This is a genomic window from Nodosilinea sp. AN01ver1, assembly GCF_050565655.1.
Classification (GTDB): domain Bacteria; phylum Cyanobacteriota; class Cyanobacteriia; order Phormidesmidales; family Phormidesmidaceae; genus Nodosilinea.
The window spans coordinates 30,834-51,534 of sequence record NZ_JBNXVS010000010.1 but is presented as its reverse complement, the minus strand read 5'-3'; the positions used below and the strand labels follow the sequence as shown (position 1 = coordinate 51,534).

General features: G+C 58.5%; 15 protein-coding genes and 1 tRNA gene. 4 read left to right on the top strand and 12 right to left on the bottom strand.

What is annotated here, in order from left to right; translation table 11 throughout:
- The first annotated feature begins 88 nt into the window (after nt 1–88).
- The 3 genes from ACQ4N7_RS10550 (at nt 89) to ACQ4N7_RS10540 (ending at nt 3,221) form a co-directional block, all read left to right on the top strand.
- Nucleotides 89–1,639, top strand: coding sequence for a mercuric reductase (locus ACQ4N7_RS10550; RefSeq protein ID WP_430711565.1), 1,551 nt, complete (start codon nt 89–91; stop codon nt 1,637–1,639).
- Between the two features lie 155 nt (nt 1,640–1,794).
- Complete coding sequence (locus tag ACQ4N7_RS10545) at nt 1,795–2,019, top strand: hypothetical protein (RefSeq protein WP_430711564.1); 225 nt, start codon at nt 1,795–1,797, stop codon at nt 2,017–2,019.
- 437 nt (nt 2,020–2,456) lie between these two features.
- Nucleotides 2,457–3,221 carry an alpha/beta fold hydrolase gene (locus ACQ4N7_RS10540; RefSeq protein WP_430711563.1) on the top strand — a complete coding sequence of 255 codons (765 nt, stop codon included), beginning with the start codon at nt 2,457–2,459 and terminating at the stop codon, nt 3,219–3,221.
- A 148-nt stretch (nt 3,222–3,369) separates the two neighbouring features.
- On the opposite strand, the gene ACQ4N7_RS10535 is transcribed toward ACQ4N7_RS10540, so the two are convergent.
- From ACQ4N7_RS10535 to ACQ4N7_RS10500, 8 genes are all read right to left on the bottom strand, one after another.
- Nucleotides 3,370–3,442, bottom strand: a tRNA-Thr gene (locus ACQ4N7_RS10535).
- 59 nt (nt 3,443–3,501) lie between these two features.
- Nucleotides 3,502–4,944, bottom strand: a complete 1,443-nt coding sequence (locus ACQ4N7_RS10530; protein ID WP_430711562.1) for a cation:proton antiporter — start codon at nt 4,942–4,944, stop codon at nt 3,502–3,504.
- A 114-nt stretch (nt 4,945–5,058) separates the two neighbouring features.
- Nucleotides 5,059–5,871, bottom strand: a complete 813-nt coding sequence (locus ACQ4N7_RS10525; protein WP_430711561.1) for a carbon-nitrogen hydrolase family protein — start codon at nt 5,869–5,871, stop codon at nt 5,059–5,061.
- 120 nt (nt 5,872–5,991) lie between these two features.
- Nucleotides 5,992–6,750, bottom strand: coding sequence for a hypothetical protein (locus tag ACQ4N7_RS10520; protein WP_430711560.1), 759 nt, complete (start codon nt 6,748–6,750; stop codon nt 5,992–5,994).
- A gap of 125 nt (nt 6,751–6,875) precedes the next feature.
- A complete protein-coding gene (locus ACQ4N7_RS10515) occupies nt 6,876–8,513 on the bottom strand; it encodes an acetolactate synthase large subunit (protein ID WP_430711559.1) in 1,638 nt (545 codons plus the stop codon).
- Between the two features lie 76 nt (nt 8,514–8,589).
- Nucleotides 8,590–9,981 (bottom strand): NAD-dependent succinate-semialdehyde dehydrogenase, encoded by a 1,392-nt coding sequence (locus ACQ4N7_RS10510; protein ID WP_430711558.1) that lies wholly within the window; start codon nt 9,979–9,981, stop codon nt 8,590–8,592.
- 301 nt (nt 9,982–10,282) lie between these two features.
- Nucleotides 10,283–12,838 carry a putative bifunctional diguanylate cyclase/phosphodiesterase gene (locus ACQ4N7_RS10505; protein WP_430711557.1) on the bottom strand — a complete coding sequence of 852 codons (2,556 nt, stop codon included), beginning with the start codon at nt 12,836–12,838 and terminating at the stop codon, nt 10,283–10,285.
- 160 nt (nt 12,839–12,998) lie between these two features.
- On the bottom strand, nt 12,999–13,205 hold the full coding sequence (locus ACQ4N7_RS10500; protein ID WP_430711556.1) for a hypothetical protein: 207 nt from the start codon (nt 13,203–13,205) through the stop codon (nt 12,999–13,001).
- Between the two features lie 1,128 nt (nt 13,206–14,333).
- On the opposite strand from ACQ4N7_RS10500, the gene ACQ4N7_RS10495 reads away from it, so the two are divergent.
- Entirely contained in the window at nt 14,334–15,215 is an 882-nt protein-coding gene (locus ACQ4N7_RS10495; protein ID WP_430711555.1) for a septal ring lytic transglycosylase RlpA family protein, read from the top strand.
- An 83-nt stretch (nt 15,216–15,298) separates the two neighbouring features.
- Here the strand turns inward: ACQ4N7_RS10495 and ACQ4N7_RS10490 are convergent, their stop codons facing one another.
- The 4 genes from ACQ4N7_RS10490 to ACQ4N7_RS10475 all read right to left on the bottom strand — a co-directional run bounded on the left by ACQ4N7_RS10490 (nt 15,299) and on the right by ACQ4N7_RS10475 (nt 20,414).
- The gene (locus ACQ4N7_RS10490) at nt 15,299–16,351 is read right to left on the bottom strand and encodes a Rieske 2Fe-2S domain-containing protein (RefSeq protein WP_430711554.1); all 1,053 of its coding nucleotides are present in this window, start codon (nt 16,349–16,351) and stop codon (nt 15,299–15,301) included.
- A 176-nt stretch (nt 16,352–16,527) separates the two neighbouring features.
- Nucleotides 16,528–18,414: an ATP-dependent zinc metalloprotease FtsH gene (ftsH, locus tag ACQ4N7_RS10485; RefSeq protein WP_430711553.1), complete on the bottom strand. Its 1,887-nt coding sequence runs from the start codon at nt 18,412–18,414 to the stop codon at nt 16,528–16,530.
- Between the two features lie 144 nt (nt 18,415–18,558).
- Nucleotides 18,559–18,846: a YkvA family protein gene (locus ACQ4N7_RS10480; RefSeq protein WP_430711552.1), complete on the bottom strand. Its 288-nt coding sequence runs from the start codon at nt 18,844–18,846 to the stop codon at nt 18,559–18,561.
- 167 nt (nt 18,847–19,013) lie between these two features.
- Entirely contained in the window at nt 19,014–20,414 is a 1,401-nt protein-coding gene (locus ACQ4N7_RS10475) for an aldehyde dehydrogenase family protein (protein ID WP_430711551.1), read from the bottom strand.
- Nucleotides 20,415–20,701 lie beyond the last annotated feature (287 nt).

Genomic DNA, 20,701 nt, shown 5'->3' with positions numbered 1-20,701 from the left:
ACCGCCCCTGGGTAGAAGACAGGCACCTCAAGTTTTGAGAGGCTTTTGTAGATGCTTGTCAAGTCATTGCGCAGGTTAGAGCATTCGTGTGACCCAAACAGCCCCCAACTCAGTTTCCGTTCTCCCCATGGACACCTACAACCAAGCGCTGGTGTCCAACCTGCATCCTGCCGATTGGCAGAATCCGGTTGCCGCCGAACGCTACAACCTGGTGGTGATTGGGGCCGGTACAGCAGGGTTAGTCACAGCCACCGGAGCCGCCATGCTGGGGGCCAAAGTCGCTTTGATTGAGCAGCATTTGATGGGCGGCGATTGCACCAATGTGGGCTGTGTGCCCTCCAAGGCGATGATTCGCTCGGCTCGGGCCGTGCAGGATGTGCGCCAAGCCCACCGCTTTGGGGTGCAGGTTCCCGACGGGGTGCAGGTAGACTTTGCCCAGGTGATGGAGCGGCTGCGGCAAGTGCGGGCAGACATTAGCCAAAACGACTCGGCTCGTCGCATTCAAGATGAGTATGGCGTCGACATCTTTTTTGGTAAAGCCGCGTTTTCTGGCGCAGATACGGTGATGGTAGACGAGCAGCCGCTGCGCTTTCAAAAAGCGGCGATCGCAACCGGCTCTAGCCCCGTGCAGCTGCCCATTGAAGGGCTAGACGAGGCTGGCTACCTGACCAATGAAACGGTTTTCGAGCTAACCGAGTGCCCGCCTCGTCTAGCCATCATCGGCGGCGGCTACATTGGCTGCGAACTGGCTCAAACCTTTCAGCGCCTGGGGTCGCAGGTAACGCTGCTACAGCGGGGCGATCGCATTCTAGAGAAGTCTGACCCCGATGTTTCTGACCTGATGCAGCGCCTCTTTAGAGAAGAAGGCATCGATCTCAAGCTCGACGCCCAGGCCCAGCGCATCGAGCGGCACGGCCAGGAGAAAGTCATTTACTACCAGCAGGAAAATGCGACTCATACCGTGGTTGTGGACGAAATTTTGGTGGGAGTAGGGCGGCAGCCCAATAGTCAAGACCTGGGTTTAGAGCAGGTTGGGGTGGAGGCCGACCCCAAGCAGGGCATCTGCATCAACGACTATCTGCAAACCACCAACCCTCGCATCTATGCCGTTGGCGACTGCTGCATGCGCTGGCAATTTACCCACGCCGCCGACGCTGCCGCCCGCATTCTGATTCAAAATGCGCTGTTTGCTCCCCTTGGCATTGGCCGCCGCCGGCTGAGTAGCCTAACCATGCCCTGGTGCACCTATACTGACCCAGAAGTGGCTCATGTGGGCCTACCCGCCAGCGAGGTAGCCCAGCGGCAGGATATGCGCACCTTTACACTGCCCCTGGCGGAGGTCGATCGAGCCGTAATCGATGGGGAAACTGAGGGCTTTGCCAAAATTCACCTGGCCGCTAATCGAGACCAAATTTTGGCGGCGACAGTAGTTGCTCGCCACGCGGGGGAGATGATCAATGAAATCACCCTGGCCATGGAGAAGAGCCTGGGGCTGGGCGCGATCGCTCAGGTCATTCATCCCTACCCCACCCAGGCAGAGGTGATGCGCAAGGCGGCTGACGAGTACAGCCTGAGCCGATTTACACCCTTAATCAAAAAATTAGCGGCCACCTGGCTGCGGTGGCGGCGATCGCCGTAACCAAAGAGTGAATAAGCTAGGCCAAGCTATGGGGGCGATGACATAAATTTATAGGGGCAGGGGCAAGCGGCCGTTAAGGAAGTTGATATGGGTGGGTATTCTAATCAAACCTTTTGTCAACTACCGGAATGTTTATTCAACGCGAAAGAAACACCATGTTGTGGAAAGCTACCCTGGCGATCGGGGCGGGCATCCTTTTGGGCGGCAGCGCCGCACGGGTTGAGAACCAGGCCTGCATTAAATCAGGAGCACAGCCCATGTACTGCCTGACGGCAGCGCCCAGGGTGCGGGTAGCTAGTGGCATGGCCAGCGGCGCTTTTGCCAGCGGTGGTGCGGTGCTAATGATTGAACTCTGGGGAAGATTACGCAAACCTGACTAACACATATCCGAAAATTACCCTTCCCAAGCGAAAGCTCCAGGGGGTACAGAGCGTTTTCGGATGGGTTCTAGGGGCAGCTAGGATTGTGAGAATCTGACAGCGGTGCAGCTCCGACTGCACGCGATCGGGATGCTGCTGAGTATTTGCAGTAGCGAAGACCTTATTGGCTCGACCACACAGCTTGCGGGTGGCGGGATCTACAAGCTGGTATTCTTCTTCAACGCCAAAGGGTGTAAGCATCAGGCATGGTTTTGCCCTACCTCTAATAAGTTCACAATGACACTTCCTGAGGCTATTGTGCGTCTGTCTACAGGTCCGTCTATAGAACGATAGAGGCGAGGCCACCAGAACTTCGTTAAGTTAAATCTTCTCCGTTTATAGGGTTGGCCCGAGAGCCACACCTGGAGACTGCAGTTTTGCTCGTTAAGGCACAGGCTATGACTCCCTCAAACCCCGTTTCGATCGCTTTCGATGAGGGAGGGGGTGACCTGGCTCTCGTCTTTCTGCACTATTTTGGCGGTGCGGCCGAAAGCTGGCAGTGGGTCATCGACGCTCTTCCCGACAATGTTCGCAGCATTGCCTTTGACCTGCCTGGTTTTGGTCATGCCCCGGCCCTACCAGAGCCTTCGATTCAAAACTACGGCGACTATGTGCAAAAGGCCATTCAGTCGCTACAGCTTGGTAAATTCATGCTGATTGGTCACTCAATGGGCGGCAAAATTGCCCTGCAGGTTGCGGCGGACCAGGCTGATGGGCTAGAGCAGGTCATTTTAATTGCCCCCTCGCCGCCGACTCAAGAACCGATGCCGGAGGAAGAGCGCGATCGCCTGCTCAACCACCACCCCAGCCAAGCAAATGCTGAAACCACCGTGCAGCAGGCCAGCGAAGCTTCCCTCTCGGCCCATCAGCGGTCAGTAGCTCTGCAAACCCACACAGCCGTCGATCAGTCTGCCTGGCGCTGGTGGCTGCTAGAGGGCATGAACCACTCCATTGCCGACCAGATGGCGCAGGTACAAGTGCCAGTTACCGTGATCGCCTCTAAAGATGACCCAGTTATTCCATTCGAGACCATTCAAACAGATGTCATGGCGCTCCTGAGTGGCGCAAACCTGGTTGAAATGGCTGGGTTCGGACACCTACTACCGCTTGAGTGCCCTGAGTTGGTGGCTAAAGAACTCGACAAGCTTCTACAGGCAACCTGATTTGCCCGAAGTATGCCATTCCCAAAATGTCCCCTTCCAAGGAAACGCACTCGGGCTACAAAATGCTTGCTTACATGAGCTTCCCGTTGAAGTAGTCAACTACCCAAAAACCCCTAAAACCTCTTAGCTTCAAGGGTTTTTGAGAATAAGCTGGTGACAAGACTCGAACTTGCGACCGGCTGATTACAAATCAGCTGCTCTACCAACTGAGCTACACCAGCAAAAGCATACCTAGTATAGCAACCTTACCAGGGAGCTCATAACCTATATGGCACTATCTCTACGACCTCACTTCGTCAGCAGTTTCTAGCTCGGGGGCGGGGTCAGCAGTCGCAATCTCGCCCTCGTCTTCTTTAAACACAACCCGCAGCAGGGGCGGAGCTAGGAACGTGGTGAAGATCACCATAACGATAATAGCTGCATCAAGAGATTCTGTAAGTACACCGCTGGCGGCTCCGACCCCGGCAAACACCAGGCCCACCTCACCCCGTGGAATCATGCCGACCCCTACGGCCAGGCGGTTGATGCCGGGTTGCCCAAAGATGACGAAGCCAGCGATCACCTTGCCGATGATGGCAACGACCACCAGAAACGAGGCGATAATTAGCCCGGCTCGATTGGCGGGTTCTAGAGGGTTAAGCACGCTTAAATCAGTGCGCGCCCCCACGGTAATGAAGAAAATCGGCACCAGCATATCGGCAATGGGGCTAATTTGTTCCTCAAGCTCTTTGTGCTTCGACGTTTCAGCCAGAATGAGGCCGGCCGCAAAGGCACCCAGGATAGCCTCTAGCTGAATGGCAGCGGCAATGTAGGCCAGCACAAAGGCAAAAATCAGCGAGCTGATGATCACCTGGCCTCGAGTCCGCATCTGGTTGACCACCATGACAAAGTAGGGGCTCAGCAGGCGGCCAATAAAAATTGACCCAACCAGAAAGGCGGCGGCTCCAGCAATTAGATAGACCACGTTGAGAATTTCGATCTCGCCGGTTTTGGCCAGGCTGGCCACAACGGCCAGCACAATGATGCCGAGCACGTCGTCGAGGACGGCAGCCCCAATAATGATTTGACCTTCTTTAGAGCTGAGCTGCTGCATTTCGGCCAACACCTTGGCGGTAATGCCAATGCTGGTGGCGGTGAGGGCGGCCCCGGCAAACACCGCTGGAATGGTGTCAATGCCAAACAGCGCGATTAGCCCTGCTGTACCGGCGGCAAAGGGCGCGACGACCCCAACCACAGCAACCACCGCCGCCTGAGGACCAACCCGAATCAGTTCTTTGAGGTCAGACTCCAGGCCAATCTCGAAGAGCAGAATGATCACCCCCAACTCAGCCAGGATAGAGATAACTTCGCTTTCGCCCTGGAACACCCGCAGCAGTCCCTCGGGTGATTGACCGGCAGTCATGCCCACCAGCTTCATCAGCAGCGACGGCACTTCGCTACCGCCTTCGGGAAATACAATCAGGTGCATGGCCGAGACGCCCACAATGACGCCTCCCACTAGCTCGCCTAGCACGGCAGGCAGGTTGATGCGAGCACACAGCTCACCGCCGATCTTGGCGGCCAGGTACACCACAATCAGGCTAAGCAGCACGCTGGCCAGCACCAGGGGCTCTAGCTCCGCCTCCGATTCGGCGACTTCGGCCAGCCAGGCACCGGGGCCAGACAGGGGGGAAAGAAAGGGGCTGGAGAAACTAACCAGGTCGCTGCCGATGAGGGCACTCATCCAATTCGCCATGCAGACCGCTACAACTCGTCCCATACAATGTACATGAGATTTCTCCCCGTAAAGAGTTCGTGGGGATCGTTCTAGCCGTAGTTTTACCTAAGGAAACTAGCGTCAGGGGAAGACCCGATGGGCTAAAGAGGGCATTTGGCGGCGCACCTGGGAGATGCGATCGGGGTTGATTTCGGCGATCGCAACGCCCGTGTCTACCCCAGCATCGGCCAGCACCATCCCCCAGGGGTCGATGATCATGGCGTGCCCGTGGGACTGGCGGCGGGCGTTGTGAAAGCCGGTTTGGGCGGGGGCAATCACGTAGCAGGTATTTTCGATCGCGCGGGCCTTGAGCAGCACTTGCCAGTGGTCTTTGCCGGTGAACTCGGTAAAGGCAGCGGGCACCACCAGCACCTCGGCCCCCTGCTGCGACAGGTGACGGTACAGTTCTGGAAACCGCACGTCGTAGCACACTGACAGGCCCAGAATGCCAAAGGGTTTAGAGGGGAACACATCGGGCAGTAGATGACCCGAAATGACGGTGTTGGACTCGCGGTAGGTGTTGCCGTCGGGCAGATTGACGTCAAACAGGTGCACTTTCTCGTAGCGCAGCAGTTCCTGCCCTTCGGGAGAAACTAACAGCGCGGTGTTAAAGACTTTGCCCTCTTTGGCAGGCACCGGGTAGCCGCCGCCAATCAGCGTCACCTGGTAGCGCTGAGCCATCGTTTTGAGAAAGGCTTCGCTGGCGCGGCTGATGGTATCGGCCTGGGCAATTTTGGCGGCCTCATCGCCCAGAAATGAAAAATTTTCGGGTAGGCTGACCAACTCTGCCCCCTGGCGCGCGGCCAGGTCGATTAGCTCTTCGGCCTGGGCCAGGTTTTTGGCCAAATCTGGCACACTGGTCATCTGTACAGCGGCGGCCCGATACGCTCTCATAAATTACCTGACTGGATGTGGAGGAATGTGGAACAGATCTGTTCCCTACGCATCAATTTTATTCGCTCGGGGGAACGGTTTGCCCAGTTACACCAAAACAGCCGCCAGAATCGCTGCCGCCTAGGGATCGCTGACCACGGTAATGGCAAGAGTCTCTGGTTCGGCACTCACGGCAACGGGTGCTCCAGCGGGGATCGGTAGGGGCTGATTGCGTTGCGCAGCGCGCAGGGCGTCGAGCAGCCAGGGCTGGGCGGCGGCCTCAGGGGCAGCCAGGGCGACAAACTGGTTGGCGTAGACGACCTGAGCCATGGTGAGCGCAGCGCCATTCTCACTGCGCGGCAGCCGTAGGGTAGCCCGATCGCCCGCCAGTTCGACAGTAGCCAGGCCATCAGCCGAGCGGCCCCGCACAGAACTGGCCGGGCCAGGGGCAAAGGTAAAGGCGGGTTCGGTACTGGCTAGGGCTGTTTGCAGATCGCGAGCGGCAGGGGAACTGGGAGCTGGGCTGGCCTCAGCCATACGATCGCCCGCGATCGCCCGATTGCCCCGGTATTCCTCAGCCTTAGCCTGGGCCTGGGCATAGTTGGCATCGGCGGTGGGCACGCGCTCCAGGGCGGCGATCGCCTGCCCCCACAGATCGCTCACCCGCTGCCAGTCAGCCTGGGTTTGGGCGCTTTGGGCCGCTACCGCCGCCTGCCAGCCCAGGCCGGTGCCCTGCTGCCAGGGCGACACCGAGAGGTTGTTGAGGGTCAGTTCGGGTTCGCCAGTATTGCTCTGTCTGTTATTTTCTGCCAGATATGACAGGGCGATCGCCGCGGCGGCGATCGCCCCCACCCCGCCAATACTCCAGGCCAGGGGCGACTTTGCTAACTGCTGCACCATAAACACCTCGCGCCGTAGGTAGACCCTTAGTTTTTCGGCAGAGCCAACGCCACAGCCGGGAAGTTTTATAGCCGTTGCCGCGAAGGTTAAGGTGGTTTCACCTGACCAGAAACCTCAAATCCGGCTTAGGTTAAGCAGCTCAGATCGCCCGCTTTCTGGCTGAACAGCAGGTTTTCGCGGTAGTCCACTGGGCAGTCAATCACCGCTGGCACATCGTCTTCTAGCGCCGTTTTTAAGGTAGGAATAAAGTCTTCGGTTGACTCAATTCGGTAGCCCTTTAGGCCCATGGCTTCTGCCAGTTTGACAAAGTCGGGGTTGGTGAAGTGAATGTAGGTCGACTCGCCGTAGTAGTTCATCTGCTTCCACTCGATCAGCCCGTAGCCGCCGTCGTTAAAAATAATGGTGACAAAGGGCGTGCCCACCCGCAGCGCGGTTTCGAGTTCCTGGCAGTTCATCATAAAGCCGCCGTCGCCGGTCACCGCCACCACCTTGCGGTTGGGGTGCACCAGCTTGGCCGCCAGCGCCCCTGGTAGGGCAATGCCCATGGCCGCAAACCCGTTCGAAATCAGGCAGGTGTTGGGGCGCAGGCAGTGGTAGTTGCGGGCCATCCACATTTTGTGGGCCCCCACGTCCGAAATCACAATGTCTTCGGCGCTCAGCACCTGGCGCAGGTCGTAGATCAGCTTTTGGGGCTTAATGGGGAAGCCGTAGTCGTCGGCGTATTGCTCGTAGTCGGCGCGAATTTCGTCGCGCACCTTGAGGCTAATGGGGTCGGGGTGGCCCTGGCGCTTTACCCGCTTCAGAATTTCTTCTAACGAGTCAGAGATGTCGCCAATCACCTCGACTTTGGGAATGTAGCTACTGTCGATTTCGGCGTGGGTAAGGTTAATGTGCAGAATCGGCAAATTGCCATCGGGGTTCCATTTTTTGGGCGAATACTCGATCAGGTCGTAGCCCACGGCAATAATTAAATCCGCCTGTTCCATCGCGCAGCTAATGTAGTCGCGCTGCTGCAACCCTAGGGACCACAGCGCCAGCGGATGGGTGTAGGGAATCACCCCTTTGCCCATAAAGGTATTGGCCACTGGAATGTTGAGCTGAGTGGCAAACTCGGTCAGGGCCTCGCTAGCGCTGGCCCGAATCGCGCCGTTGCCGACTAAAATCATGGGATTGCTGGCCTGGGAAATGGCCACCGCCGCCTGCTGAATGCTCTGCAGCGAAGCGTAGGTTTTCTCTTTGCTATCTTTACGCAGGGCGGTGCCCTCAACCGCCATTTCGGCAATGTTTTCGGGCAGGTCGATGTGCACCGCACCGGGCTTTTCGCTCTGGGCCAGCTTAAACGCCTTGCGCACAATTTCGGGGGTAATGCTGGGCCGCACAATCTGGGCATTCCACTTGGTGACTGGGGCAAACATCGCCACCAGGTCTAAATACTGGTGCGACTCGATGTGCATGCGATCGGTACCCACCTGGCCGGTAATGGCCACCAGCGGAGCGCGATCGAGGGTGGCGTCGGCGACACCAGTCATCAGGTTGGTCGCCCCTGGCCCCAGGGTTGAAAGGCATACCCCCGCCTTGCCGGTCAGCCGCCCGTAGACATCGGCCATAAAGGCCGCCCCCTGCTCGTGGCGGGTGGTAATGAACTGAATAGACGATCGCTTCAGAGCCTGGAGCAGCTGCAGGTTTTCTTCCCCTGGCAGACCAAAGATGTATTCGACGCCTTCGTTCTCGAGGCACTGGACCAGCAATTCGGCGGTGTTCATAGCGTGATTGTGGGGGTAGAGGGTGGAAGAATGGATGGGGGGATGGGGATGGTAAGAGAGGTGGAGGGTGGAGTGGCTATTTAACCCACACAGTTTTGATGTTGACAAACTCGTGAATGCCCTGGCGGCCCAGCTCTCTTCCATATCCTGAGCGCTTAATACCGCCAAAGGGCAGGCGCGGATCAGACTTTACCAAACCATTAATAAAGACTGCCCCAGCCTCTACCTCGGCAATCAGGCGCTCTTGCTCAGCGGGGTCCTGGCTCCAGCCGCTAGCCCCTAGGCCGAAAGGAATGTCGTTGGCCCGCGCGATCGCCTCATCCAGACTGGCCACGCGAAACACCAGGGCGACCGGGCCAAAGAACTCCTCCTGCTCAGCAGGAGTACCGGGGGGAATCTGAGCCAGAATGGTGGGCGGGAACCAGTTGCCGTTCTGCAAGTCAGCGGGCAGTTTGGATTTCAGCGCCGATAAGTTCCCACCGATCAGGGCAGTAGCCCCCGCCGCCAGACAGGCCTTGACCTGCTGCTCTAGCTCAGCGGCGATGTCGGGAGTAGACATGGGGCCGACGGTGACGCCCTCGTCGAGCGGGTTGCCCACCACCAGGGCGGCAAATTTTTCGGTCAGCCCCTGCTCAAAGCGATCGGCGATCGCCTCATGCACAATAAACCGCTTGGCGGCAATGCACGACTGACCGTTGTTGAGCATGCGGGCGGTGGCGGCGGTAGCGATCGCCGCCTCCAAATCGGCGCTGGGCATCACAATAAACGGGTCGCTGCCGCCCAGCTCCAGCACCGTCTTTTTAATCTGCTGCCCGCAGGCGGCGGCCAAACTGGCCCCGGCGGGTTCGCTGCCGGTCAGGGTGGCGGCTTTGATGCGATCGTCAGTGACGAGCTTAGCAATGCGATCGCCCCCGATCAGCAGGGTCTGAAACGCCCCCACCGGCAGCCCCGCCTTCTGAAAAATTTCTGCGATCGCCAGGGCGCACTGGGGCACATTCGAGGCGTGCTTGAGCAGGCCCACATTGCCCGCCATCAGCGCCGGGGCGGCAAAGCGAAACACCTGCCAAAACGGGAAGTTCCACGGCATCACCGCCAGCACCGGCCCCAGGGGCTGGTAGCGCACAAAGCTGCGGCTGGCGTCGGTCGTCGCAGGCTCATCGGCCAAAAACTCAGACCCGTGGTCGGCGTAATAGCGGCAGACCAGGGCGCTTTTTTCGACTTCGGCTACCGCCCCGGCCAGCGGCTTGCCCATCTCCAGGGTCATGATTTTGGCGTAGGCGGCTTTGTTGTCGTCGAGCACCTGGGCCGCCTGCCGCAGCCAGGTGGCCCTCTGTTCATACGATGTCTGACGGTAGGTGGCAAACGTCTCGGCGGCCAGGGCAAGCTTGCGCTCAAGGTCGGCTTCACTCAAGGATTCAAAGGTCTTGAGAACCGCTCCGGTGGCGGGGTTAATACTGCTAATGGGCATGGTTTGACCTCCTGTGGTCACTGAGGTCGGCGGCCAATCCAAGCGCGTCTACGGCACAGCTATTCCCAGAGCGCGACGATTAGGTCGTGCCCATAGGCATTTGAGCTGGGTCTAAATCTCGACAACCCAGCCTGGTTAGCTATGAATTGTATTGGCGTTTGGAACGAGTGCAGCTTTGGTCGTCAACCTCTAAAACAAGTCTTTCTTAACTGTGCCCTGAAGCACAAAAAGCTACCCTCTCATCCTATTACTTCTGCACAAAACATAGTGTTATGTAACGTTGACCAAAGATCGCCTGTTTTCAAGCGGTTTGGGCCTCATCAAGGGTGCTGGTCTGGGCCCAGGGCCAGGGGTTGGCCAGCAGAGCCGTCGCCCCGTCGCGCCCCAGGGGTTGAGAAAACAAGTAGCCCTGTCCCCGGCAACAGCCCATCGCCCGCAGTCGCTCCAGCTGAGTTTCGGTCTCAATCCCTTCGGCGACCAGATCCATATTCAGCTTTTGGCCCAGGGTAATAATGGTGTGCACAATTTCGCGATCGTCACCGCTCTGGTCCATGCGCCCGACAAAGGACTGATCAATTTTGAGCGTATCGGTGGGAAAGCGATGCAGATAGCTCAGCGAGGAGTAGCCGGTGCCAAAGTCGTCGATCGCCAGCTTCAGCCCCAGCTGCTTGAGCCGATGCATCAGATCTACGGCCCCATCGACATCGCGCATGATCATGCTTTCGGTAATCTCAAGCTGCACCCGGTTGCCAACCAGCGCCAGCTCTTGCAGGGTATCGCGGAACTGGTCGACCAAATCAGCCTGGTGAAACTGCCGCCGCGACAGGTTAATGCTCATCGTCAGCGGCTGGTCAGGAAACTGCTGCTGCCAGGCTTGGAGTTGGGTGCAGGCGGCCCGAAAAATCCACTGACCCAGGTGCACAATTAGGCCCGTTTCTTCGGTCACCTGAATAAACTGCCCCGGCGACACAAAGCCTTCTTCGGGCCGATACCAGCGCACCAGGGCCTCAAATCCGGCAATGCGGCCGCTCTGGAGGCAGACGATGGGCTGGTAGTGCAGCAAAAACTCGTTGTTTTCAAAGGCGTTGAGCAGATGGCTCTCCAGCTCTAAGCGGCGCACCGCCTCTTCGTGCATGGTGCTAGCAAATACCTCGTGGCGATACTCGTGCAGCGCCTTGGCCCGGTACATGGCGGTGTGGGCATCGCGCAGCAGATCCTGGGCGGTGGGCGGGTGGTCGCGGTGGGCCATAGCCACCCCCATCGAGCTCGTCACCGAGAGCCGTCGCCGCGCCACCGAAAAGGGGGCCGACAGCTCGGTCTGCAGGCGGCTGAGCCACTGGTCTACGGCAGCCTGATCGTGCACCGGCAGCAAAAAAGCAAACTCATCACCGCCGACCCGCGCCAGCTGAGCCGAGGTGGGCAGAAACTGCCGCAGCCGCTGACCAATGGTTTTGAGTACGCGATCGCCTATCAAATGGCCAAAGGATTGGTTGATCAGCTTAAAGCGATCGATGTCTAAAAACACCACCGTGACCGCTGTGCCGGGGTGGTGCTGCAGCGCCCGCTGCACCTGCAACAAAAACATGTCGCGCCCTGGCAGCATCGTCAGCTGGTCGTAGCTGCTGCGGTACAGCGCTTTTTGGGTGAGCACCAGCCCCAGGGCCAGCAAGAAGGCGGCGATAGGTTCGAGCGTGGGTACCCAGAGCAGCTGAGCCAGAGCCAGACCGCTGAGGCCCCAAATGCCCAAGACAATACCGCCGCTGAGCACGAGCAAACTGACGGGGCGGCGCACGGTCCACCCAGCTACGCCAGCCACCACAGTCCAGCCCAGCAGCCATAGAAACTCGCCCCACTGCGGCAGAAAGCGGTAGAGGGCAGGCTGACCCGCGATCGCATCGAGCAGCTGGCTAATGCTCTGGGCGTGCATTTCCACTCCCGCCATCACAAACTGCGACGACTGATCCTGGCTAAAGGGGGTAAAAAACTCGTCCTTTAAACTAGAGGCCGTCGAGCCAATCAGCACGATGTTGCCCCGCACCCAGTCGGGGGGCACCGCCCCCGCCAGCACCTGGGTAATCGTCAGGCTGGGGGCGGTTTGGTAGGGGGTACGGTACTTCAGCAGCACCTGATAGCCCCGGTTGTCGGCCTGGGCATAGCCGCCATCGCCGGGCAGCAAAGCCGGAAATTCAGTATCCCCAATGCGCAACAGGTCGTTTTGGCGATCGACTTGAAACGGCAGCTCACGGTGGTAGGCCAGCACCACCCGCAGCGGAAATGAGAAAAACGGATTTTCTGAGTCGGAGACGTACAGCAGGTTGCGGCGCAGTACCCCATCGGGATCAATCACTAAATCGTTGAAGCCCACCTGGTCAACCGGCCAGGTGGCCGGGGCCGGCACCTCAATACCTTTCCCCTGCTTGCCCACATTAAAAATGCCAATCACGTTAGGAGCCTCAAAGGCCTGGGCCAACGCGGCCTGACCGGGCATATCCTGTGGGGTGTTGCGGTACAGGTCTAAGCCCACCACTGCCGGATCGTGGCGCTGCACCTCAGCAATAATGTCGGCAATCACCTGATCCGACAGAGGCCAGCCGTAGGCTTCGAGATCGGCCTCGGTAAGTTCTATCAGCAGCAGTCGGGGGTCTGGTGACTCTTGAATTTGAAGCCGGGTGAGCAAATCAAAGCTCGACATCTCGAGAGTTTCGAACAGCTGGAGTCGCTTGCCCACCGAAACCAGCGTCAGCGCTAGCAGGCTCGAAACCAGCACGGCTCGACTGCCAAAATTAATTGGTTTTGAAAAATTAGCGGCCAGCTGACGAAACTGCTGACCCAGGGGCCAGGTCCGGAAATGCACCATGGATTAGACCGACAACGGTAGACGTGACAGTGGCAGGCATTGACTTAAATTCCTGGATATACAGATATACGGGGCATTATCAGCGCTATCCGGACATCGCTAGGGCTTAAATTGCGGCTAGCGCCCCCTAGCACCTCTGGGCCTGCCAAGGCCACAAACGTTAAGCCATAGTGTCATGGTGTAGAGGATTAACCCAGTGGGTGCCGCCCCCCCGCCGCTGCCCCGGAAACTCATCGCGGGAGCCGTTGGCCTGGCGATCGCCCTCCAGACTGGGCCAGTGCAGCAGTAGCAAACTTAACACGCTGATCCCTACCAGCATGGCCGTGCCGCCGGGCCAGATGAATACTCGTATCAATGTTGCCTTCATGGCTGAAACCAACTTTAGGACAGTGACAGAACTCCTGCCTTCCCGCTGAACTGAACTCGCTGCTGCGGCCCTGATACTGCCGGGGGCATAGTGTGATTCTTCACATCTAAGGTTTCATTCGATACTTAGCTATACAGGCTTTTACTGAAGCTTTATGGTCCCGTAAAGGCCTGTAAACATCCCCCAACCCCTTATTTGCTCTGGGGGCGATCGCCGAGCGCGTTTGTTCAAGCCCCGCCGTAGGCAAGCAACCTTGGCGGCTGGAGCAAGCTCAGGCATTAAAAACTTGTTAAGGGAAGGCTCTACCACCTCATTCCCCGGATATGCTTGACGCAAGATACCTCCTAACTGCGTCTCCAGCCCCGTCTGACCCCTCTGTTGGCGTCATCAAGATGGGGCTGCTACTTTGACCGATGCAGTTATGAGTTGGTGTAGTTACGCGGGCGAGTGCTGACTGGAGACTCAGATGTTTCAGGCACCTACACCCAAGCAAATCTTTCAGATATTTCACGACTGTCAACGGCTTTGAACCCTAGGGGCTGGCATCAGCCGTTAGCTGATGGCTCAAGAATCTGCCGTTACAGTCCCTAGCCTGCCCTGATTTGTTGTTTATGGGCCGGGCGTGGTTAGCCCCAGTAGATAAAGAGCCTGGCCAGAATTGATGACACGCCCCAGGTTGATAGCTTCGCCTCGGCGGCTATAGCAGGTTTCAACGGGTTACTCTAAAGGTTCCGCAAAGACTGTCGTTGCAGATACAAATTTTAGATGTTAGGCTAGAAAATTATTTGCTTGTTTGCAAATAACCTTGAAAGCTAACTTTTTTTGCCCTGGTAGCTGAGCAAGCGCTGTTACCGGGGTTGTTGCTTTCTATTGCCCTCAGCTACAGCTTGTCGCTAGGTCTGCCGTCGGGCAGAGCTATGGGTGCTGTGGGCGTTGATCTCAGCACACGCACAAATGACGTTATTTGGACTTTTCTGGGCTGCGCTTCTACCGCATCATCTCAATCAACCTGTTACGCTGCAACCTGTTACGCTGCAAGGTGCTAACCCCTACGCAGCTGCTCATTTGCAGCGCCCACTAGCGGTAGACCCTAGCGCACGGCCCTACTCACCGCTGCATCTGCAGGCGTTGGCTAATCAGCCCCTATCGCTGCAGCCTCAGCTCACCTGGCCACAGGCTGCTGCGATCGACTGGCCCCACTGGGTTGCCACCGCGGCGGTGGCTGTAGTAGCCCAGGGCAACAAGGCCCACGTTAGCAGCGGAGTGACTCAAATTGAACCAGCCGGGGCCTGTGGCAGCGCTATGACCGCCAGTGTCGATAGCTCGGCGGAGGGGTTCACCATTCGGGTCAAAGACGTGCCGATTGGTCGGGTGCTATCTCGTCAGGTGGCAGACCGAATTGCCAATCAAATTCGTCAGGCGGTGCCTGTTCTAGAAACCAAGCCAGACCAGCTTACCCCTAGTCTGAGCCAGCACCAGGCGGCAGCCCAGGTCGATGGCAAAACCGTGTTTGTGCTGCCTGAGCCAGCCCAAAACGTTGTTGCCCCCAAGGACGCGCAGCCTGCTCTACAGGCTACCCAGTGGGTCAACAACCTGCGTCTGGCCTTTGGGGCGGCCCCCCTAGACCCTAGCCAGGTACAAATGGTGGCCAAAGGGCTGGGCGAAACCCATCAGACCTTTGGCGGCATTGCCTCCTGGTACGGGCCGTACTTTCACGGTCGTCAGACGGCGACGGGCGAAACCTTTAACCAGCACGAGCTGACTGCGGCGCATAAAACACTGCCTTTTGGCACCTATCTCAAGGTGCGCAATCAGCTCAACGGTAAAACCGTCGTGGTGCGTATTAACGATCGCGGCCCGTACATTGGCGATCGCTCTCTCGATCTCTCCTACGCCGCCGCCCAGTGTCTGGGCAGTGAGGCGGTCGGGGTAATTCCTTACCAGGCAACCATTCTAGCCCCAGGATTTCCCCACGCCTGGCGCGAGGACGTGGTGGCGAAGCTGCCTTAGGCTTAGGGAGAAAGAGGATCGGGTTCCCAGTTTGTCCGCAAGACCGTGTGCCCTGCTTCAGCCTTTGGGCAATGGACAAGCGGCTAGGCCCGCCACTTGAGCAGCTGCGTCTTAACGGGGGTGACAAACTCGCGATCTTCGGTCTGAGAGCGCTGGTACTCTTTTTTGAGCTGGTAGTACCAGCGGGCCAGAGTATCAGAATCTTTGATCAGCCGCAGCACGGTTTCATGCTTGAGTCCTTCCTGCTGCTTAATCACCACATCGCGGTCTTGGCCGAGGAAGGAGCGAATCATCAGCGGCAAAATAGGCTTGAGCAGAGTACCCCAGGGCAAGTCCCAATACAGCTCAAAGGTGACGTCGGTTTGGTCGTCGGTAAGCGGCGTGACAGTGGTCAGGTTCACCACGCGGTGCTTTGCAGTCGTAGTTTCTTCGGTGCGCACGCCGGGTAGGTAAAAGATGATCTCATTGTCGGGCATGCCACCAATCAGCCAGTAGCCGTAGCCCATGTTCTCGCCCATGCGGTGCTTACGCATAGTGAAGCCGTAGGTAGAGGGGTCGAACCACTTTATTTCGTCGTTGAGAGTAGCGCCGCGCCACCACCACGAGCGGTGCACAAAGGGCGAGTGGGCCGGGTCCATTAACCCCACCACGGCGTGGTCGATATAGCAGGGAAAGCGCATGGTGTAGGTAACCTGAGGCCGCACATCGTCACCAAAGCCCGGTACGCGCGGTACATCGAAGCGGGGAGGCTGGGGGTTGGCAGGGTCGCTTACATAAACCCACAGGTTGCCCTGCACCTCTTTGACCTCGTAGCTGCGCACATCAAAGCGGCTCAGATCCATCTGCTGCTCGGGCATGAGCGATGGAATTTCGGTACACTGGCCGTTTTCGTTGAAGCGCCAGCCGTGGTAGCAGCACTCCACCTCGGTGCCGTCGAAGCGACCACAGCTGAGGGGCACGGCCCGGTGGGGGCAAATATCGCGAATGGCAAAGGCTTTGCCCTGGCTGGTGCGGCCAAAGAGAATTGGCTCGTTAAGCAGGGTTTTGGCCACCATCTTGCCCGCCTTTAGCTCGCGGCTGGGCATAGCGTGGTACCAGATGTTGCGCAGCAGGTAGATGTCGTTAACAGCAACCACAGGGTTTCAAAAAATCCGCATAAGACCGAAGCAAACAATACTTTAGCAGAGGTCAGGCAGCGGCAAAGCTCTCCCTTGGGCCAGTTGGGGGGGCGTCTCGCCGCTGGGTCTTTACCAACGATTGCCCCAGCCTGCTCTTGTCCAGGCTGGGGCAATCGTCAGCTATTCAGTAGCCCTTAAACTACAGGCTGCAGATCTTGCGCATGAGACTGCGGGTCTTGCACCTGCTTGAGCTGTTCGCGCAGAGGGGCACCTTCGATTACCTCGGCCTCTAGCAGCTGCTGGGCCAGGGTTTCGAGCAGTTCGCGGTTTTGCTTGAGAATGTCCAGCGCGCGCTGGTGGCCTTCTTCTACGATCGCTTTCACCTCTTCGTCGATCGCTTTGGCCGTCTCTTCGCTGATGGGGCGGCGGGCGTTGGGCATGCCGCCATCGAGGAAGGCGTTGCGCTGGGCGCGATCGTAGGCGAGGGGACCGAGTACCTGGCTCATACCGTAGGTGGTGACCATCTGCTCGGCCAGGTCGGTCGCTCGCTGCAGGTCGTTGGAAGCCCCGGTGGTAATGCTGCCGAAGATAATTTCTTCAGCCGATCGCCCGCCCAGTAACGTCGCTATCTGACCTTTTAGCTCAGTTTCATCCCGCAAGAAGCGGTCTTCGGTGGGCAGCTGTAGGGTGTAGCCCAAGGCAGCCATACCGCGCGGCACGATAGAGATTTTTTCGACCTCGTCGGTGCCGGGCATCATCGCTCCCACCAGGGCATGGCCGACTTCGTGGTACGCAACAATCTTCTTCTCCTTTTCGTTGAGCACGCGGCTCTTTTTCTCTAGACCGGCGACGACGCGCTCGATCGCTTCGGCAAAGTCTTCTTGCTCGACTACAGCGCTGTTGCGGCGGGCGGCCAGCAGGGCGGCTTCGTTGACCAGGTTGGCCAGGTCGGCCCCGGCAAAGCCTGGAGTGCGGGTAGCGGTCTGGCGCAGATCGACGGTATCGGCCAGCTTGACATCCTTGGCGTGAATTTTGAGAATGGCCTCACGACCGTTGAGATCGGGGCGATCGACTAAGACCTGGCGATCGAATCGACCGGGGCGCAGCAGTGCGGGGTCGAGGGTTTCGGGGCGGTTGGTGGCGGCCAGCACAATCACCGTGGTGTCGCCCGCGTCAAAGCCGTCCATTTCGGTGAGCAGCTGGTTGAGGGTCTGCTCGCGCTCGTCGTTGCCGCCGTAGAAGCCGCTACTGGAGCGCGACTTGCCGATCGCATCCAATTCATCAATAAAGATGATGCAGGGCGACTGCTTTTTGGCCTGCTCGAACAGGTCGCGCACGCGAGATGAGCCCACCCCCACAAACAGTTCCACAAATTCTGAACCGGAGATGCTGAAGAAGGGCACCCCGGCCTCGCCCGCCACAGCCTTGGCCATCAGGGTTTTACCCGTGCCCGGAGGCCCAACCAGCAGCACTCCCTTGGGAATTTTGGCCCCCAGATCGGTGAAGCGCTTGGGGTTTTTGAGGAAGTCAACCACTTCTACCAGCTCGGTCTTGGCCTCTTCGACCCCGGCCACATCGTCAAAGGTGACTTTGCCCGCGTCGCCCTCGACGTAGACCTTGGCCTTGCTCTTGCCAATAGAGAGCGCTCCCTGCGGGCCACCGGCACCGCGCGCTAAGAAGAAGCGCCAGACGCCAATGAAGATCAGCGGCGGAATGACCCAGCTCAGCAGGCTGCCAAACCACTGCCCCTTGGGCGGCGGCACGGCGGCAAACTCTACCCCGTTGTCTTCGAGCCGCTGGGGCAGTTGCAGGTCAAAAATGGGCGTGGTGGTATACACGTCGCCCGGTTCGCCCGTAGTCGGGTCTTTGACCTGGTAGCGAATCTCGTTTTGGCCCACCGAGGCCCGCACTACCTCCTGCTCATCGATGCGGTGAATGAACATGCTGTAGGGCTCGCGAGCAGTTTGACTGCCAAACCCTGAAAACACGATGTTGAGCAGCAGCAGGCCGGTGGCGGCCCAGAGAACAATGTTGGCGATCTGGCGCGATCGCGGCGTTTGAGGGTCTTTTTTGACGGGCATAGCAGGTTTAAATTGGCATTTTTAGATTTTGGCAGAGCGATCGCCCAAACCAAACGGGCGCGATCGTAGGGGGGGTTAGGCCTTTCCAGTCTTTGAGTTCTTCAACGACTTTGGAGGCTATAACCCACCATTAGAAAATCTCACTTAATTAAAATCCACATCCACCGTGGCATCGGCAGCATCGGGGGTGTCGGAACGCAGCCCAGAGCGCTTGTTGGTCAGGCCCGACAGCACGATCTGCGACATGGCCGTAATAAAGATAGAGGCCACCGCCGCATCATCAATCCAGCCGATGATGGGGATAAAATCGGGAGAAATATCGATGGGGCTGAGCAGGTACAGCAGCGTGGCACCGGCCAGCAGCCAGCGGTACTTGGGGTGCTCTAGGGTGCGCTTATACCAGTCGTAGAAGGCCTGAATGGGAGAGTCCATGGGGCAAGGTTGAATGCAATGGCTTTATGGTGCCACGGAACCCCTGGGTTGCCCTGTGGCGGATAGCCGCCCGCCAACGGGGCGAGGGCCGAACTCGGGCGATTTTGGAGCGCAAATCATACCTAAGGAGGACTGAGTCCTTGGCACGCCATCTCGAAAATCCAAAATTATCCCGCCCGCAAATGCCAGGCCCGGGGCTGCAAAAACGTAGAGATTCCCGCCAGTGACAGCGTTGCCCCCAAACCCGAGTGGCCGCGACCGCTCCAGGGCAGGCGAGGACTGACGCGATCGCAGCAGTTCCAGTAGGCACTCCCCGTCTTCAGCTGGCGCAGAATGCCCACCGCCCGCTCCCGCTCCGTCCCGTACACCGCCGCCGTCAGTCCGTAGGGCGTATCCTGCATGAGGGCCACGGCTTCCTCATCGCTGTCCACCCGTTGAATGCCGATCACCGGGCCAAAAGTCTCCTCTTGCATCACGGTCATGGTGTGGTTGACCTCGGTGAGCACCGTGGGGGCGAAGTACCAGCCGGAGCGATCGAGCCTTTCGCCGCCGCCGCGCCGGGTGGCTCCTTTGGCGATCGCATCCGCCACCTGGTCAGCCAGTACATCTAGCTGCGGCTTGCGGCTCACCGGGCCAAGGTAGGTGTCTGGATCGGTGGGGTCACCCAGCTTGAAGCCTTTCACCGTTGCCATGAACGCCTCAAGAAACTCGTCATACACATCAGTGTGGACGTAGATGCGCTCCACCGCGCAGCAGCTCTGGCCATTGTTGTAAAACGCCCCATCCGCCAAACCCGCTGCCGCCACAGCCACATTAGCGTCGGGGCATACGTAGGCCGGGTCTTTGCCGCCCAATTCCAGCTGCGTGCGAATCAGCTTGGGAGCCGCCGCCACGGCAATCTTTTGCCCCGTCGCGTAAGAGCCCGTAAAGAATACGCCATCGATCGGCTGCTCCAGCAGCGCCGCTCCGGTTAGCCCCGAACCCACCACCGGCATGAAAATGTCCTGGGGAATGCCCGCCTCGTGGAGCAGATCGGCGATCGCCCCTCCCGTCAGCGTGGCAAATTCAGACGGCTTATACAGCACCGCATTCCCCATCATCAGCGCCGGAATAAACACATTCCCCCCCACAAAGTAGGGATAGTTCCACGCCGAAATGTTAGCGATCACCCCCAGAGGTTCCTGGCTGATCACTTCCTCTAGGGTGCCAGTCCCCAGCGCAGCACCCGCTGGCTCGGCGTAAACCCGATGGGGAGATAGAACCCGCTCGGCATTCTCCACAAAGAAATCGATTCTTCCCGGCAGGGCCAAAATCTCGCTGCGGGCTTGGGTAACGGGCTTCCCAGTTTCTGATGTCAGCAACGCCGCTAGGGTATCGACCCGTTCGATCAGCAGATCTCGGAACCGCAAAATGGGCGCAATGCGATCGCCCAGAGACAACGCCGCCCACTCCGGTTGAGCCCCCCGCGCCCGGTTGTATTTTGCGGCAACAGCGGCGGAGTCGTCCACTGGCAGTTCTTGGAGTAGTGTCTCGGTGGCGGGGTTGATAATTGAGAGTAGGTCGGCCATGGCGATCGCGATCTTCAAGAGAGGAGGATTAAGCCGCAGAGGCGGAAAGTTAACCTAAAAAGATTCGGCTTTTAGCTCGGGGTTGATGGTGGGCAGTGCCCACCCTACGGCAGTTCAGGTCAATTGCAGAGCAGAACAGGTCACTTTGCAAAATAGAGGTTTAAACCGATGATCGGTAACTCCTTTCCGTGAGGTCAAGGACGGCGGAACGTCTTTGTCGATGGGGGTCTGGGGCCAGCGAAATGGCCCCAGCAGCAGATTTGGCTTATGGACCCAGATTGTGCGCC

Coding starts and splice junctions, on each gene's coding strand:
- ACQ4N7_RS10480 (WP_430711552.1), bottom strand. CDS start 18,846: ATGGACTCTCCCATTCAGGCCTTCTACGACTGGTATAAGCGCACCCTA.
- ACQ4N7_RS10515 (WP_430711559.1), bottom strand. CDS start 8,513: ATGAACACCGCCGAATTGCTGGTCCAGTGCCTCGAGAACGAAGGCGTC.
- ACQ4N7_RS10530 (WP_430711562.1), bottom strand. CDS start 4,944: ATGAGTGCCCTCATCGGCAGCGACCTGGTTAGTTTCTCCAGCCCCTTT.
- ACQ4N7_RS10510 (WP_430711558.1), bottom strand. CDS start 9,981: ATGCCCATTAGCAGTATTAACCCCGCCACCGGAGCGGTTCTCAAGACC.
- ftsH (WP_430711553.1), bottom strand. CDS start 18,414: ATGCCCGTCAAAAAAGACCCTCAAACGCCGCGATCGCGCCAGATCGCC.
- ACQ4N7_RS10520 (WP_430711560.1), bottom strand. CDS start 6,750: ATGGTGCAGCAGTTAGCAAAGTCGCCCCTGGCCTGGAGTATTGGCGGG.
- ACQ4N7_RS10500 (WP_430711556.1), bottom strand. CDS start 13,205: ATGAAGGCAACATTGATACGAGTATTCATCTGGCCCGGCGGCACGGCC.
- ACQ4N7_RS10525 (WP_430711561.1), bottom strand. CDS start 5,871: ATGAGAGCGTATCGGGCCGCCGCTGTACAGATGACCAGTGTGCCAGAT.
- ACQ4N7_RS10540 (WP_430711563.1), top strand. CDS start 2,457: ATGACTCCCTCAAACCCCGTTTCGATCGCTTTCGATGAGGGAGGGGGT.
- ACQ4N7_RS10475 (WP_430711551.1), bottom strand. CDS start 20,414: ATGGCCGACCTACTCTCAATTATCAACCCCGCCACCGAGACACTACTC.
- ACQ4N7_RS10545 (WP_430711564.1), top strand. CDS start 1,795: ATGTTGTGGAAAGCTACCCTGGCGATCGGGGCGGGCATCCTTTTGGGC.
- ACQ4N7_RS10505 (WP_430711557.1), bottom strand. CDS start 12,838: ATGGTGCATTTCCGGACCTGGCCCCTGGGTCAGCAGTTTCGTCAGCTG.